Raw genomic sequence first — 16,009 nt, 5'->3', positions numbered from 1 at the left:
ATGCTGAAAAGATGCCTGTGGCTTAGCGCATTAATCGCTGGCTGGTTGATGATTACCGCGTGCAGTAGCGCGCACAATACAACGCCTCGCTATGTTCCTCCCGCAGAGAGAACGCCGTTGACGGCAGATCATCCATGGCCGAAAAACAGCTTCCTGGTGCTCGGCTATCATGATGTTGAGGATGGCGCCGCCGACCAGCGCTACCTCTCCGTGCGCACCAGCGCGTTGAGCGATCAAATGGCCTGGCTGCGTGATAATGGCTATAACCCGATTAGCGTGCAGCAAATTCTGGACGCTCATGACGGTAAAATTGTGTTGCCGGAAAAAGCGGTCTTACTCACCTTTGACGACGGATACAGCAGTTTTTATACCCGCGTCTGGCCGCTGCTGAAAGCCTACAACTGGCCTGCGCTCTGGGCTCCAGTGGGCAGTTGGGTTGATTCTCCAGCCAATAAAAAAGTCGATTTTGGCGGCTTAATGACGGCGCGAGATAAATTTGCCACCTGGAAGATGGTCGAGGAAATGGGCAAATCGCCGTTGGTGGAAGTGGGGGCGCACACCTGGAACTCGCATTTCGGCGCTGAGGCGAACCCGCAAGGAAGCAAAGAACCTGCGGTGGCGAATCGCCTTTTCGATAAGAAAACCGGGACTTACGAAACCGACGAACAGTACAATCGTCGCATTAATACTGATATCTCGCTGATCACCAATAAGATTAAATCAGTAACCGGGAAATCGCCGCGCGCGTGGGTGTGGCCTTATGGTGCGGCTAACGGCACCACCTTAAACCTGGCCAAAGAACATGGCTATAAGATGGCCTTTACGCTCAATGAAGGGCTGGCGAACGCTGCGTTTCTTGATGATATCCCGCGCGTACTGATCTCTGATAACCCGTCTCTCAAGCGCTTTGCCAGTCAGGTCGCTCAGGTACGTGAACCACAAACGATGCGTGTGATGCACGTCGATCTGGATTACGTGTATGACAAAGATCCTGCCCAGCAGAAGCGAAACATCGACAAGCTGATCCAGCGTGTTTATGACATGCGCATTTCTCATGTCTTCCTGCAGGCGTACGCCGATCCTAAAGGCGACGGGAATATTCGCGAACTCTATTTCCCTAACCGCTGGCTGCCGATGCGTGCCGATCTCTTTAACTATATCTCCTGGCAGTTACAAACGCGGGCCGGGGTGACGGTATATGCCTGGATGCCGGTACTGGCTTTCGACCTCGATGCTTCCATTCCACGCGTGACGGCATGGGATCCGAAAACAGGACGCACTGCGATCAATCATGAGAACTATGTGCGTCTGTCTCCCTGGGACAGCGAAGCGCGTAAACGTATCACTGAAATCTATGAAGACCTGGCGAAGCACGCCAGCTTCAAAGGGATTTTGTTCCACGACGATGCTTTCCTGACGGACTTTGAAGATGCGTCACCGGAGGCGTTAGCCGCCTACCGCGCCGCAGGGCTTCCGGGAAGTATTGAGCAAATCCGTAGCAACCCTCAAACCTTCGAACGCTGGACGCGTCTGAAAAGTAAGATGCTGATCGACTTCACCAAACAGTTGACCCGCTCAGTGCGCAATATTCGCGGTCCGCAGGTGCAAACTGCCCGCAATATATACGCCATGCCGGTACTGGAGCCTGAAAGCGAAGCCTGGTTTGCGCAAAACCTGAATGATTTCCTCAATACCTATGACTGGACGGCACCCATGGCGATGCCATTCATGGAGCAGATCCCGGCTAAGGATGCCAATGCCTGGCTCGACAGATTAGTCAATGCCGTTGCACAAACGCCCGGCGCGCTGGACAAAACCGTGTTTGAACTGCAGGCACGAGACTGGCGTAAATCCGGGGACGAGGCAGAAATCAGTGGAAAACAAATAGCCGATTGGATGCGCCAACTGAAACTAAGTGGTGCAGGTAACTACGGCTATTATCCGGATGATTTCATCAGCGACAAACCTGAGATGTCAGAGATTCGCTCGACGTTCTCCTCATACTGGTACCCGCAAAAATGACCGATCGCATTATTGCTTTCCTGATACTTTGCCTGATGTTCAGCCTGCCGTTTGGCGTGGCTGTCATCTTTACAGGTGAAGTCATGTTGAACTTCGTCTTCTTCTGGCCTTTATTCATGTCTGCATTATGGATAAGCGGCGGGGTCTATTTCTGGTTTTATCGTGAGCGTCACTGGAAATGGGGAGACGATACACCGCCACCGACGCTGGAGGGAAATCCGCTGGTTTCCATTTTGATCCCCTGCTTTAACGAAGGGATCAACGCGCGCGAAACCATCGGCGCCGCGATGGCACAGCGCTACAAGAATATCGAAGTGATTGCCATTAACGACGGTTCAACGGACGATACGCACGATGTTCTGGAACAGTTGGCGATTGAGTACCCCAGCCTGCGCGTCATTCATCTGGCTGAAAACCAGGGCAAAGCGCTGGCGCTCAAAACGGGCGCGGCCGCTGCGCGCAGCGATTACCTGGTGTGTATTGATGGCGATGCGTTACTGGATCGCGATGCCGTGGCGTATCTGGTCGCTCCGCTGATCCAGTTCCCACGCGTTGGGGCGGTAACCGGCAACCCGCGTATTCGCACCCGTTCCACGCTAATCGGTCGTGTGCAGGTCGGTGAGTTCTCTTCTATTATCGGCTTAATTAAGCGTACTCAACGAGTCTATGGTCAGATCTTTAGCGTCTCTGGCGTAGTTGCGGCGTTTCGTCGTCGCGCGCTGGCCGAGGTGGGGTACTGGAGCCCGGACATGATCACCGAAGACATCGATATCAGTTGGAAGCTGCAATTGCGCCATTGGTCGATATTCTTTGAGCCGCGCGCGCTGTGCTGGATCCTGATGCCTGAAACGTTAAGAGGGCTGTGGAAGCAGCGCCTGCGCTGGGCGCAAGGCGGGGCGGAGGTGTTTATTGTTAACATGCGCCGTCTGTGGTCGTGGGAGTTCCGTCGCATGTGGCCGCTATTTTTCGAGTTCTGCTTTTCTACCACTTGGGCATTTGCCTATGCGATCAGTATCGTGCTGTTCCTGCTGGGACTGATGATCCCGATGCCGGACTCGCTGTATGTTCAACATCTGTTCCCGCCAGCCTTTACCGGACTTATTCTCGGCGTGGTCTGCTTAATACAGTTTGCGATAAGCCTGATGATTGAACGACGCTATGAAAAAGGCATTGGCGCCTCATTGTTCTGGATAATCTGGTTCCCGGTGGTGTACTGGCTGTTGAGCCTGTTTACCACGTTGGTGTCATTCCCGAAAGTGATGCTCAAACGCAAACGCGGCAGGGCGCGCTGGGTGAGTCCTGACCGTGGAATAGGGAGGATCGAATCATGAGTCAGCCGCTGATCTTTACGGAGCGGCGTCTGCTGCCGCGCATCATTGACGTTCTGTTAACGATTTTTGCCTGGGTTGGATTTTTATACTTAATCTACAAAGGGCTGATTACGGCCCTGGCGCATTCACCGTATATGGGCGTGCGTCCCTTTTTCACCACGCTGGATACGGTCACGTTTTACATCCTTGTCGCGCTGGTCAACGGACTGGTGCTGATAGGCTGGGCGAAATACAACCAGTTTCGTTTTCGGGTGGAGCGTCGCAGTCGCAGACCAGGACTGGAAGACCATGAGCTGGCGGAAAGTTTACGTATTACCCGTGAACTGGTTACAGAGTTGAACAAAGCGAGGGTGCTGACGGTCCATCACCATGAGAATGGCGAAATCAGTCATATCGATGTGGACAAGCACATCGCCGATAACCGCCTGCCGCCGCCGACGCCTGCAATGCTGGAATATTTGCCGCCGGAGCGGGAGCCATCGTTACAGAAAAGGCCCGAGTGATATTTCTGCTACCCGCCACTTCCTTCAGCCTCGCATCGGTCTATGATTAGACTCAGACAATAAAAATGCGAGGTAATGTCGTGGAAAAGGAACTACTGGAGGCAGGTTACCGGGCCTATACCGGCGAGAAGATTGACGTCTACTTCAACACGGCGATATGTCAGCATTCAGGAAACTGCGTGCGGGGAAGCGCGAAGCTTTTCAATCTGAAACGCAAACCCTGGATAATCCCCGATGAAGTGGATGTCGCGACGGTTATTAAGGTCATCGATACCTGTCCAAGCGGTGCGCTGAAATATCGCCAGAAATAAGTGAGGGAACCATGGAAATTCTTGCAGGCCACAACAAATTTTATGTCAACGATGCTGAAGGCAATCAGGTTGCCGAGATTGTCTTTGTGCCGACGGGCGAGCACCTGAGCATCATTGAACATACCGATGTTGACCCCAGTCTGAAAGGTCAGGGCGTCGGCAAACAGCTGGTGGCGAAGGTGGTGGAGAAAATGCGCGCTGAAAATCGCAAAGTGATTCCGCTGTGTCCGTTTGCCAAACATGAATTTGATAAAACCCGCGAGTACGACGATATTCGCGCCTGAAGTCTGATTTCCGCCGGATAGCCTTATCCGGCATATCACTCCCGATGCAACAAATCCTGATAAATGCCCGTCAGTACCCCTTGCGGGCCAAACTCTTTTTTAATCCACTGAGTGACTCGACCGGTTGCCGAATGCTGGGTTGCCAGCAGCATCCGTGAATCCTGACGCGGATTGTGGATCTGTCGCGTGACCAGCAGCGACTTTTCCATCGCTTCGCGCACCATATAATCCGGTAAAAAACCGATGCCTTCGCCCAGAATTTGGCACTGACATTTGGTATTAAAATCTGGAACCAGAATCGACTCCTGACCGTGTAACAGCCACCCGACCTTTTTGTTAATGGTGTGGGCGGTGTCTTCCACCATAATGTTCGGATACAAACGCAACTGGCTCTCAGAAATCGGTTCAGGCATAAAAGCCAACGGATGATCCGGGGCAATGGCAAACGACCAGCGAATAGCGCCGATCTCGGTATAATCAATCCCGCCGCCGTCCAGTAACGTATCGGGCGCGCCAATGGCGATATTGGCAAGATTGTTGATGATCGAATCCCAGACGCCGTTATACACCTCGGTGGTGACGGTTATCTGGCAGGTAGGGAACTGTTTCTTGAGTACCTGCAGCAGCCGCGCCGTATGCTGTGGGGTGTACAACAACTGGTTAATACAGATGCGCACCCGGGCTTCAATACCCTGAGCGATGGTATCAATGCTGCGCTTAATCGCGTGGAAGTCGTTGAGCAGGTCGGAGGCCTTGCGAAACAGATAGCGACCAGACTCGGTCAACTCAATGCTTCGGGTGCTACGCGTAAACAGCACCACATCGAGCCCCATCTCCATGCGTTTAATGGTGTAGCTAATAGCCGATGTGGTTAAGCCCAGCTCCTCCGCAGCCTTGCTGAAGCTGCTGTAGCGGGCAGCCATGGTAAATGCCAGCAGATTTTCCTCGGTAAAAATGGAATTCATCTTTTCTCCCCTCAGGCTACCAACACGCCCCGCCGCATAATGATTGTTGAATGTATTTGTAATCCTTATACAGAGCAATCAGTTTTGAACAGAATTTAACACTAGTTTTACATTTGATTTGAAGGCAATCACACTTCTGCATATTAATTGCAGGCCCCTATCCGCGCAGCATACCGCTTGTTTTACCCGACTATTAATGAGTGGCAAAAAACGCCCCAGCCATAAGGGAAAGATTGCACTACAGCACGCTTTGCTCTCATTGTTAAATTTTATTCAATAATTGACGCGCTTACGATGAATGAAATTTAAGCGGATGTTATTCTCTACACTCTGTTGCTATTCTCAGCTTATCGGATATTTAGAAAGTCTAAAAAACTGCAGGAGAGCAATTATGTCAGAGAAAGAACTCATTACTGAATTTCTGCTGGCGGCAGAACAAGGTAATACCGATGGATTAAAATCCTGTCTGGCAAAAAATGTGGATATTAATGCCACGAACCGCCAGGGACGTACCGCCATTATTATTGCCAGCCTGAATAAGCATTATGACTGTGTTTCTTTATTGATTGCCGCCGGTGCCGATATTAATAAACAGGACCAAACCTGTTTTAATCCTTTCCTGATTAGCTGCCTGACTAACGATTTAACGCTGCTGCGTACCGTATTACCTGCTAACCCCGACCTTAACTGCCTGAGTCGTTTTGGCGGCGTAGGCATTACGCCAGCCAGTGAAAAAGGTCATGTGGAGATCGTACGCGAGCTGCTGCTGCGTACCGATATCAATGTCAACCATACCAACTTCGTGGGCTGGACGCCGCTTCTGGAAGCCATTGTGCTTAATGATGGCGGCGCGAAGCAGCAGGAGATCGTCAAGCTGCTACTTGACCATGGCGCAAACCCGCATATGACGGATAAATACGGTAAAACCCCGCTGGAACTGGCGCGGGAGAAAGGTTATCACGAAATTGCCGAGCTGCTGATTGCCGCCGGAGCCTGACAGAGGAGCGCCGCTATCGCTACGCCATCACGGCGATGCGTACAGGCGCTAACCGCAGATAGCGCGTTTCTCGCTTTCCGGGGGACGGGGCAAGTTGAACAGGTTTTTTCCCGCGCGGTGAACCTGTTGATACCTGACCAGCAGCGACTGTTGACGTTGCTGAGTGAAGGTTGTGATAACGCGCCTAATAGCTGTCGGCTGGCGCTGACGCATTGCGCGAACCTGTTTCTCCCCGGTGAGCAGGTCAGATTTACCGAGTCGGGGATAGCCGTTGGCAAAGATAAATGGATAGAGACCTCTGGTTGCCTGCCGTGGCGCATACCACAGTGGACGGCAGATACAGTAACCCTCGCCGCAGTCCGCTGGCAGCGCTGGGAAGAGGTAATCCGCCAACAGTTAAGCAGCGACGACACATTATTTTTGTATCAGGGGGACAACCCGTTTTATCAGGAAATCACCCGTCAATTACTCAACCGCCGACAGACACTAATAGCGGCGCTATATACGGGAGTAAATATTTCAACAGCGGCCAGCCATTTAATTGGTCTGGGAATTGGCCTGACGCCATCATCCGATGATTATTTAGTGGGCTTAAGTGCCATTTTATTAATCCCAGGACATCCGCTGGAGAAATATCGTGGGGATTTTTTAGCGGCATTACAATGCGCCGGAAATAATACGACGCTACTTAGCAAAATAACGCTCGAAGAAGCTTTGCATCAACGTTATCGGGAAAGCGTCGTGCGGCTGCTGCAGCATATTATTACTGAGCAACAACCCGTTTCTACGCAATATATTACTGACATTAAAAATATCGGCTCAAGTTCTGGCTGCGACATGCTGTATGGCATGGCGGACGCCTGCGCCCTGAGCCACAGGTCCGGAGGGAATTATGTCGATCAGGATAGTTGTTAAAAAGAACACGTATTTTGATTCCGTTTCACTGATGTCTATCTCCACACGCGCCAATAAGCTCGATGGCGTTGAGCAGGCATTCGTGGCGATGGCTACGGAAATGAACAAGGGCGTGCTGAAGAATCTCGGCCTGCTGACGCCTGAACTGGAAGAGGCGAAAAGTGGCGACCTGATGATTGTCATTAAAGGCGCCAGCGAGGCGGCGAACGACCAGACATTGGTCGCAATTGAAGATCTGTTTACGCATAAAGAGCAGGGCGGCCAGCATGAAGCGCGCTATGCCACGCTCGCCAGCGCGAAAAAGCATGTTCCTGACAGCAATCTGGCGGTGATCTCAGTCAACGGTTTGTTTGCGGCGCGTGAAGCGCGTCAGGCGCTGCAAAATAACCTCAATGTGATGCTGTTCTCTGACAACGTTTCTCTTGAGGATGAACTGGCGCTAAAACAGCTGGCGCACGAAAAGGGTCTGTTGATGATGGGGCCAGACTGCGGAACCGCCATTATTAACGGCGCGGCGCTGTGCTTTGGCAACGCGGTACGTCGCGGCAACATTGGGATTGTGGGCGCATCCGGCACTGGCAGCCAGGAACTGAGCGTGCGCATTCATGAATTTGGCGGCGGGATTTCCCAACTGATTGGCACCGGTGGTCGCGATCTGAGTGAGAAGATTGGCGGCCTGATGATGCTTGATGCGATTGGCATGCTGGAAGCCGATCCGCAAACCGAAATCATTGCGCTTATCTCTAAACCTCCTGCCCCAGCGGTGGCGCGCAAGGTGCTGGAGCGTGCGCGCGCCTGCCAAAAGCCAGTCGTGGTGTGCTTCCTCGGACGCGAAGCCGCGCCTGCGGATGAACAAGGTCTGCAGTTTGCACGCGGTACCAAAGAAGCGGCGCTGAAAGCGGTGCTGCTGACCGGCGTGAAAAAAGAGAGCCTGGACCTGCATCCGCTCAACTGGCCGCTGATTGAAGAGGTCCGCGCCCGCCTGACCCCACAGCAAAAGTACATCCGTGGCTTATTCTGCGGCGGCACGTTGTGTGATGAGGCGATGTTTGCCGCCATGGAAAAACACGCGCAGGTTTACAGCAACATTCACCCCGATCCGGCGTTCCGCCTGAAAGATCTCAACCGCAGCGTGGCGCATACCTTCCTTGATTTCGGTGATGACGATTTTACCAACGGTAAACCACACCCGATGATCGATCCCACCAACCGTATCAGTCGTCTGCTGCAGGAGGCGCGCGATCCTGAAGTGGGCGTGATCGTGATGGATTTCGTACTTGGATTTGGATCGCATGAAGATCCGGTCGGGGTGATGCTGGACGCGATCGTTGAAGCCAAAGAGATCGCCGCCGCAGAGGGTCGTCCTCTGGAAATCCTCGGCTATGTGCTGGGAACCGATCTCGATACGCCGTCGCTGGAAAAACAGTGCCAGATGCTGACCGATGCCGGGGTTATCTGGGCGAGCAGTAGTACCAACACCGGATTGCTGGCGCGTGAATTTATCTGTAAAGGGGAGGAAGCCTGATGAGCCAGACACTGTTTAACCAGCCGCTGAACGTGATTAACGTCGGCATCGCGATGTTCAGCGATGACCTGAAAAAACAGAACGTACCGGTAACCCAGCTTGACTGGACGCCGCCGGGCCAGGGCAACATGCAGGTGGTCGCGGCGCTGGACGACATTGCTGATTCGCCGCTGGCGGACAAAATCGCGGCCGCTAACCAGCAGGCGCTGGAGCGCATCATCCAGTCACATCCGGTGCTGATTGGTTATGACCAGGCCATCAACGTGGTGCCGGGCATGACCCGCAACACCATTTTGCACGCCGGCCCGCCGATCCGCTGGGAAAAAATGTGCGGCGCGATGAAGGGCGCGGTAACCGGGGCGCTGGTGTTTGAAGGGCTGGCGAAAGATCTGGATGAAGCCGCCGAACTGGCCGCCTCGGGGGAGATCATCTTCTCTCCGTGCCACGAGCATGACTGTGTTGGCTCGATGGCGGGTGTGACGTCGGCGTCGATGTTTATGCACATCGTGGAGAACAAAACCTACGGCAACCGCGCATATACCAATATGAGCGAGCAGATGGCGAAGATCCTGCGCATGGGGGCGAACGATCAGAGCGTTATCGATCGCCTGAACTGGATGCGCGATGTGATGGGACCGATGCTGCGTGATGCCATGAAACTGGCGGGCGAAATCGATCTGCGTCTGATGCTGGCGCAGGCGTTGCACATGGGCGATGAATGCCATAACCGTAACAACGCCGGGACGGCGCTACTGATTCAGGCGCTAACGCCGTGGATCATCCAGACCGGTTATCCGGTTGAGCAGCAGCGCGAGGTATTCGAGTTCGTCCTCAGCAGTGATTACTTCTCCGGGCCGACCTGGATGGCGATGTGTAAAGCCGCGATGGACGCTGCACACGGCATTGAATACAGCACCGTGGTCACGACGATGGCGCGTAACGGCGTCGAGTTCGGTCTGCGCGTCAGCGGGTTGCCGGGGCAATGGTTTACCGGTCCGGCGCAGCAGGTGATTGGCCCAATGTTCGCGGGCTATAAGCCGGAAGATTCCGGGCGCGATATTGGCGATAGCGCGATTACCGAAACCTATGGCATTGGCGGTTTTGCCATGGCGACGGCGCCTGCCATTGTGGCGCTGGTCGGCGGTACGGTCGAGGAGGCGGTCGATTTCTCTCGCCAGATGCGCGAAATCACCCTCGGTGAAAACCCCAACGTTACCATTCCGCTGCTCGGTTTTATGGGCGTACCGACTGCTATCGACATTACGCGCGTGGGCAGCACCGGCATTTTGCCAGTGATCAACACCGCCATTGCGCACAAAGATGCGGGGATCGGCATGATCGGCGCCGGAATCGTTCACCCGCCGTTCGCCTGTTTTGAAAAGGCGATCCTCAACTGGCGTGACCGCTACTGCAAATAACAACAACCGGGGCTAACGGTGTTAGCCCCACAGTAGCAAAGCGCAAAACGTTGCTTACCTGCAGGGCTGGGCGATCTCCGCGATCGCAAACGATGCTTAACCTGTTAAGGATATTCCATGAACAGCATAAAACTAGAATGGAAACGTGGTGACTGGGCGGCTTACTTTGGGCTGATGACCAACAACCTGACGAACCTGCTGACAATGATGGGGCTGCTCATTTTTGTCGTCGGGATCCCAACCGAAATAGTCTATGGCCGCATTGCGCCTGCCTTTGGCCTGGCGGTGCTGGTGGCCAGCGTCTGCTACGCCTGGTTTGGCCTGCAAATGGCAAAACATACCGGACGTAATGACGTAACGGCGCTGCCGTCCGGGCCGAGCGCACCGTCGATCTTTACCGTGACCTTCCTGGTGCTGATGCCGGTTTATCAGCAAACCAAAGATGCCAACTTCGCCATCCAGATTGCGCTGGTATGGTGCTTTGTGGAAGCGTTAATCCTGGTGGGCGGCTCCTTCCTGGGCGAGACCATCCGCAAGATGATCCCACGAACGGTACTGCTCTCTTGTTTATCCGGCCTGGGCCTGCTGCTGTTGGCGATGAACCCAATGCTGCAGGCATTTGAAGCGCCAACCGTTTCTTTCATCGTCCTGCTGCTGATCTTTATTAACTGGTTCGGTAAGAAGCCGATTTTTGCCCGTATTCCTACCGGTTTGCTGCTGCTGATTGCCGGGACGGCCCTGGCGTGGATCTCAGGTTTGCAAAGCCCGGAAGCGATTAAAGCGTCGATGTCTTCTTTTGGCTTTAACCCGCCGGAAATTCATGTCGACAGCTTCCTGCAAGGGCTGCCGCACGCGCTGCCGTATCTGGCGTCTGCGGTGCCTCTGGGTCTGGCGAACTACATTTTTGACCTCGAAAATATAGAAAGCGCGCACGCCGCAGGCGATGAGTACAACACCCGTAAGGTCATGATGGCGAACGGTTTTGCCTCCATGCTCGGTTGCATGCTGGGCAACCCGTTCCCGGTGACCGTGTATGTCGGCCATGCAGGCTGGAAGGCGATGGGCGCCAGCATTGGTTACACCCTCGCTTCAGGCATCACCATGTTCCTGGTACCGCTGTTTGGTCTGGGCGCGTTTATGCTCGCCATTATTCCGATGACCGCGATAGTGCCGATTTTGGTGTTTATCGGCGTGGTGACCGCCAACCAGGTGGTGCGAGAAACGCCCAAAGTCGAGGTTCCCGTTATCTTCATCTGTCTGTTCCCGTGGATCGCTAACTGGGCGCTAACCATCGTTAATAGCGTGATGGGCGCGGCCGGTACGTCAGCCGGTAAGCTCGGTAGCGACCTGCTGCACAGCAAAGGCGTCTATTACGACGGGCTGGTGCATCTGGGAAGCGGCGCGCCGCTGGCCAGCATGCTGTGGGGCTGTGTCGCCATCTTCGCCATTATGAATAAGCCGCTGCGTGGGGCGATTGCCGCCGCCTTTGGCGCACTGCTGTCGCTGTTTGGCGTGATCCACTCCCCGGCGGTCGGCTTTGCAGAGGGCAGCTCAATGATGTTTGTGCTGGCCTACCTGATGATGAGCGGCATGTTTGTCCTCAAGCACGTGCTCGACAGCCGTGAAGCGGTGACTGCGCCTGAGCAGCAACCGACAAAATCCACCTGAATCGCCTGCAAGCGGAAGATGACACTATGAAAGAACTTGTGGTCGTTGCCATTGGCGGCAACAGCATTATCAAAGATAACGCCAGCCAGTCGATTGCGCACCAGGCTGAAGCGGTGAAAGCGGTGGCGGATACGGTGCTGGAGATGCTGGCATCGGACTACAACATTGTGCTGACGCACGGTAACGGACCGCAGGTGGGGCTGGATCTGCGACGGGCGGAAATCGCGCATGAGCGTGAAGGTTTGCCGTTGACCCCGTTGGCAAACTGTGTCGCCGATACCCAGGGCGGCATCGGTTATCTGATCCAACAAGCGCTGAACAATCGTCTGGCGCGGCGCGGCGAGCAGAAAGCGGTCACCGTGGTGACCCAGGTGGAGGTCGACAAAAACGATCCGGGCTTCGCGAATCCAACCAAACCTATCGGCGCGTTCTTTAACGCAGCCCAGCGCGATGAACTGCTGCGGGTCAATCCCGGCTGGCGCTTTGTGGAGGATTCCGGGCGCGGCTACCGTCGGGTGGTCGCTTCGCCAGAGCCGAAGCGCATCGTCGAAGCGGAGGCGATTAAGGCGCTAACCCGGCAAGGCTTTGTGGTGATTGGCGCGGGCGGCGGCGGGATCCCGGTGGTGCGTGGTGAGCAAGGTGATTACCAGAGCGTGGACGCGGTGATTGATAAAGATCTTTCCACAGCGCTGCTGGCGCAGGAGATTCACGCCGACATTCTGGTGATCACCACCGGTGTTGAGAAAGTGTGTATTCACTTTGGCAAACCTGAGCAGCAGGCGCTGGATACGGTGGATGTCGCCACGATGACCCGCTATATGCAGGAAGGACATTTCCCGCCGGGCAGCATGCTACCCAAAATCGTTGCCAGCCTGACATTCCTGGCACGCGGCGGTAAGCGGGTAATCATCACCACGCCGGAATGTCTGCCCGCCGCACTCCGCGGCGAAACGGGTACCCACATTGTCCATTCCTGAGAGGAGATGCGAATGAAAGAAAGTAACAGCCGCCGCGAATTTTTAAGCCAGAGCGGAAAAATGGTGACCGCTGCCGCGCTGTTTGGCGCGGTGGCCCCGGTCGCGTATGCTGCTAATCCTGTCGGGAACACCTGCGGGTCGAAGAGCACAATGACGATTAACGATAAACACTATTACCTGGATAACGTCCTGCTGGAAGCCGGGTTCGAGTACGAAAATTCGGTGGCAGTCCATACCCGTACCGCGCTGCAAACCATCGAAATCCAGGACGGGAAAATCGTTGCGTTGCGCGAGAATAAGCAGCATCCGGATGCGACGCTACCGCACTACGATGCGGGCGGCAAGCTGATGCTGCCCGCTATGCGCGACATGCACATCCACCTGGATAAAACCTTTTATGGCGGTCCGTGGCGCTCACTGAACCGTCCGGCTGGCACCACTATTCAGGATATGATCCGCCTGGAGCAAAAGCTGCTGCCTGAACTCCAGCCTTACACCCAGGAGCGCGCGGAAAAGCTTATCGATTTGCTGCAATCCAAAGGTACCTCGATCGCCCGCAGCCATTGCAACATCGAACCGGTTTCCGGGCTGAAAAACCTGGAAAACTTGCAGGCGGTGTTGGCGCGTCGTCAGCCGGGTTTTGCCTGTGAAATCGTGGCATTTCCGCAGCATGGCCTGCTGTTATCAAAATCTGAACCGCTGATGCGTGAAGCGATGCAAGCGGGGGCGCATTACGTTGGCGGTCTGGACCCAACCAGCGTGGACGGGGCGATGGAAAAATCCCTCGACACTATGTTTCAGATTGCGCTGGATTACGATAAAGGCGTGGATATTCACCTGCATGAAACCAGTCCGGCGGGCGTGGCGGCGGTGAATTACATGGTGGAAACGGTAGAGAAAACGCCGCAGTTGAAGGGCAAACTGACCATCAGCCACGCTTTCGCGCTGGCAACGCTGAACGAACAGCAGGTTGACGCGCTGGCGACTCGTATGGCTGCTCAGCAGATTACCATTGCCTCGACGGTGCCGATTGGCACGCTGCATATGCCGCTTAAACAACTGCGTGACAAAGGCGTGGAGGTGATTACCGGGACCGACAGCGTGATTGACCACTGGTCGCCGTACGGGCTGGGAGACATGCTGGAGAAGGCGAATCTGTACGCGCAGCTCTATATTCGCCCCAACGAGCTTAACCTGTCGCGCGCGCTGTTTCTTGCCACCGGCGATGTGCTGCCGCTAAACGATAAAGGTGAACGCGTGTGGCCGAAAGCGCAGGATGAAGCCAGCTTTGTGCTGGTGGATGCCTCCTGTTCGGCAGAAGCGGTTGCCCGCATCTCCCCCCGCACCGCGACCTTCCATAAAGGACAACTGGTGTGGGGGAATGTCGCAAGCTAGTCTGGATTTACGCGCAGCGGCAACTGCTGCTGCGCACTCTGCTCGTTAACCGACGATCCCCATATAGCCGTGAATGCCCATATATAAGCCGACCATCGCAATGAGCGCACTGGAAAAATAAGGCGCTTTGCGTGCCAGCGTATTAAATCCACTCCAGCGTTTGGCCGCCTGCTGTACGCTGATTGCTGCGCCCACACCCACCGTCACCAGCGTCAACGCCAGTCCTAGGCTGAAGCACAGCACCATAGTCGCGCCCAGCGTGAAGGCTTTGAGCTGGATGCATATCAGCAGCACCGTAATGGCGGCTGGGCACGGGATAAGCCCGCCGGTCAGGCCGAACAGTAATATTTGACCGTTGGTGACTTCTTTGCCCGCAAAGCGGCGCTGAATATCAGTGGCATGCGCCCGTTCGTGGGCATCCTGATACTCTTTTGAACCCTCGCTCAGCCCTGCCAGCGCGGCATGGTCATGATCGTGTTCGTGGTGATGATGGTGATGCGTCCGGGCCAGCCAGTTCTGCTCTCCCTGCCAGGTGCGCCAGAACATCCAGAATGCAGTGCCGAGAATAATAATCGCCGAGACAAACTGCAGCCAGGGCTCAACGGCCTGGGCGGTAAACGCTTTGCTGATATACATCCCGCCCAGTGCTATCAACCACACCACGGCGGTATGCGAGAGTGTAGCCGCCAGCCCCAGCATCACCGCCTGTTTGATGGTGCCTTTAATGGCAATAATAAAGGCCGCCATCATCGTTTTCGAATGTCCCGGTTCCAGACCGTGTAACACACCCAATAAAATCGCGCTGGGAATGAAAAACCAGGCATTGCCTTGCTGAAGAAGTGTAGAAAACTCACCCATGAGAATGATTCTTAGTTGTTTAATTTTGCCCGATTCTACTCCCCCCCAGTATGAAATACTACCCCCCAGTAGAATGTCGATGGTATTGTCGCTACGGCAAGACGTTAAAAAGGTAAAGCTATGTCACATACGATCCGCGACAAACAAAAGCTGAAAGCCCGAACCAGCAAGATTCAGGGGCAGGTAGCGGCGTTGAAAACCATGCTGGATGAACCGCATGAATGCGCGGCAGTATTGCAGCAAATCGCGGCGATCCGCGGTGCGGTAAACGGGTTAATGCGTGAGGTGATTAAGGGGCATCTGACCGAGCACATCGTGCATCAGGGCGATGAAATAAAGCGCGAAGAAGATTTGGATGTGGTCCTGAAAGTACTGGATTCGTATATCAAATAAGTCAGTTGAACGGCTCATCCACGTTCAATACCGTCAAGTTAAGCATGTAGGGTGAATATGTGATTCTTGCTCAGGGTTCCGTTCACCTCAGCAGTGTCATTTATCTGAAGCATCGATACCCGTGAACGWGTAAAGGGCGTTCTTCGCCACGCCCTTTACAATCCCGGCTCCYGGCGGGAAAATTGCCGCTCCGCGGTCCCCTCCGCTCATTCCTCCAGGCTACCGGGCCGGGCGCGAGGTAGCGTCCYTGCAAAGCGCGCCCTGAKCCAGCATCCATGCTGGCTCTCCCGGCCTTACGGAAACACGTCGGCAATTTTCAGCCGGACCAGCCCACACCTGACCATTTGCGTTTTTTGTTTAAACAGCAAAACAGATTTAACTGGAAGTCAGAGCGTTGAAGCGATGACTCCGCCCCGACCCGACAGGCAGACGGCATAAGACGAATGA

15 protein-coding genes are annotated in these 16,009 nt (G+C 54.6%); 13 read left to right on the top strand and 2 right to left on the bottom strand.

Annotated features, from left to right (window positions below; translation table 11 throughout):
- The 5 genes from pgaB (at position 1) to JSN25_RS01205 (ending at position 4,451) form a co-directional block, all read left to right on the top strand.
- Positions 1 to 2,022, top strand: coding sequence for a poly-beta-1,6-N-acetyl-D-glucosamine N-deacetylase PgaB (gene pgaB, locus JSN25_RS01225; protein WP_204525393.1), 2,022 nt, complete (start codon positions 1 to 3; stop codon positions 2,020 to 2,022).
- A complete protein-coding gene (pgaC, locus tag JSN25_RS01220) occupies positions 2,019 to 3,353 on the top strand; it encodes a poly-beta-1,6-N-acetyl-D-glucosamine synthase (RefSeq protein ID WP_034167705.1) in 1,335 nt (444 codons plus the stop codon). The genes pgaB and pgaC overlap by 4 nt, the downstream gene beginning before the upstream one ends.
- Positions 3,350 to 3,856: a poly-beta-1,6-N-acetyl-D-glucosamine biosynthesis protein PgaD gene (gene pgaD / locus JSN25_RS01215; protein ID WP_085048780.1), complete on the top strand. Its 507-nt coding sequence runs from the start codon at positions 3,350 to 3,352 to the stop codon at positions 3,854 to 3,856. The genes pgaC and pgaD overlap by 4 nt, the downstream gene beginning before the upstream one ends.
- Positions 3,857 to 3,936: 80 nt before the next feature.
- Positions 3,937 to 4,167, top strand: a complete 231-nt coding sequence (gene yjdI, locus JSN25_RS01210) for a 4Fe-4S mono-cluster protein YjdI (protein ID WP_038642853.1) — start codon at positions 3,937 to 3,939, stop codon at positions 4,165 to 4,167.
- Between the two features lie 11 nt (positions 4,168 to 4,178).
- On the top strand, positions 4,179 to 4,451 hold the full coding sequence (locus JSN25_RS01205) for a GNAT family N-acetyltransferase (RefSeq protein WP_003033869.1): 273 nt from the start codon (positions 4,179 to 4,181) through the stop codon (positions 4,449 to 4,451).
- Positions 4,452 to 4,486: 35 nt separating this feature from the next.
- Here JSN25_RS01205 and JSN25_RS01200 read toward each other — a convergent pair whose 3' ends face one another.
- Positions 4,487 to 5,416 (bottom strand): LysR substrate-binding domain-containing protein, encoded by a 930-nt coding sequence (locus tag JSN25_RS01200; RefSeq protein WP_038633395.1) that lies wholly within the window; start codon positions 5,414 to 5,416, stop codon positions 4,487 to 4,489.
- A 391-nt stretch (positions 5,417 to 5,807) separates the two neighbouring features.
- On the opposite strand from JSN25_RS01200, the gene JSN25_RS01195 reads away from it, so the two are divergent.
- The 7 genes from JSN25_RS01195 to JSN25_RS01165 all read left to right on the top strand — a co-directional run bounded on the left by JSN25_RS01195 (position 5,808) and on the right by JSN25_RS01165 (position 14,311).
- On the top strand, positions 5,808 to 6,413 hold the full coding sequence (locus JSN25_RS01195) for an ankyrin repeat domain-containing protein (protein ID WP_085048781.1): 606 nt from the start codon (positions 5,808 to 5,810) through the stop codon (positions 6,411 to 6,413).
- A gap of 126 nt (positions 6,414 to 6,539) precedes the next feature.
- Complete coding sequence (locus JSN25_RS01190; RefSeq protein WP_069324845.1) at positions 6,540 to 7,328, top strand: oxamate carbamoyltransferase subunit AllH family protein; 789 nt, start codon at positions 6,540 to 6,542, stop codon at positions 7,326 to 7,328.
- Positions 7,306 to 8,853: an acyl-CoA synthetase FdrA gene (gene fdrA, locus JSN25_RS01185; RefSeq protein ID WP_204525392.1), complete on the top strand. Its 1,548-nt coding sequence runs from the start codon at positions 7,306 to 7,308 to the stop codon at positions 8,851 to 8,853. Before JSN25_RS01190 ends, fdrA begins: the two co-directional genes overlap by 23 nt.
- Positions 8,853 to 10,271 carry a YlbE family protein gene (locus JSN25_RS01180; protein WP_204525391.1) on the top strand — a complete coding sequence of 473 codons (1,419 nt, stop codon included), beginning with the start codon at positions 8,853 to 8,855 and terminating at the stop codon, positions 10,269 to 10,271. Before fdrA ends, JSN25_RS01180 begins: the two co-directional genes overlap by 1 nt.
- A 117-nt stretch (positions 10,272 to 10,388) precedes the next feature.
- The gene (locus JSN25_RS01175; RefSeq protein WP_038633383.1) at positions 10,389 to 11,939 is read left to right on the top strand and encodes a hypothetical protein; all 1,551 of its coding nucleotides are present in this window, start codon (positions 10,389 to 10,391) and stop codon (positions 11,937 to 11,939) included.
- Positions 11,940 to 11,965: 26 nt separating this feature from the next.
- The gene (locus tag JSN25_RS01170) at positions 11,966 to 12,916 is read left to right on the top strand and encodes a carbamate kinase family protein (protein WP_087856767.1); all 951 of its coding nucleotides are present in this window, start codon (positions 11,966 to 11,968) and stop codon (positions 12,914 to 12,916) included.
- A 12-nt stretch (positions 12,917 to 12,928) separates the two neighbouring features.
- Complete coding sequence (locus JSN25_RS01165) at positions 12,929 to 14,311, top strand: amidohydrolase family protein (protein ID WP_087856766.1); 1,383 nt, start codon at positions 12,929 to 12,931, stop codon at positions 14,309 to 14,311.
- 45 nt (positions 14,312 to 14,356) lie between these two features.
- On the opposite strand, the gene JSN25_RS01160 is transcribed toward JSN25_RS01165, so the two are convergent.
- Positions 14,357 to 15,169, bottom strand: a complete 813-nt coding sequence (locus JSN25_RS01160; RefSeq protein ID WP_038633375.1) for a nickel/cobalt efflux protein RcnA — start codon at positions 15,167 to 15,169, stop codon at positions 14,357 to 14,359.
- Between the two features lie 120 nt (positions 15,170 to 15,289).
- On the opposite strand from JSN25_RS01160, the gene rcnR reads away from it, so the two are divergent.
- On the top strand, positions 15,290 to 15,562 hold the full coding sequence (gene rcnR / locus JSN25_RS01155) for a Ni(II)/Co(II)-binding transcriptional repressor RcnR (protein WP_003825567.1): 273 nt from the start codon (positions 15,290 to 15,292) through the stop codon (positions 15,560 to 15,562).
- Positions 15,563 to 16,009: the final 447 nt, after the last annotated feature.

Origin of the sequence: Citrobacter cronae, from assembly GCF_016893685.1 — a bacterium.
In the GTDB taxonomy this organism is placed as follows: Bacteria; Pseudomonadota; Gammaproteobacteria; order Enterobacterales; family Enterobacteriaceae; genus Citrobacter; species Citrobacter werkmanii.
Note: the sequence above shows the minus strand (reverse complement) of the source record. Positions and strands in the feature narration are given on the sequence as shown.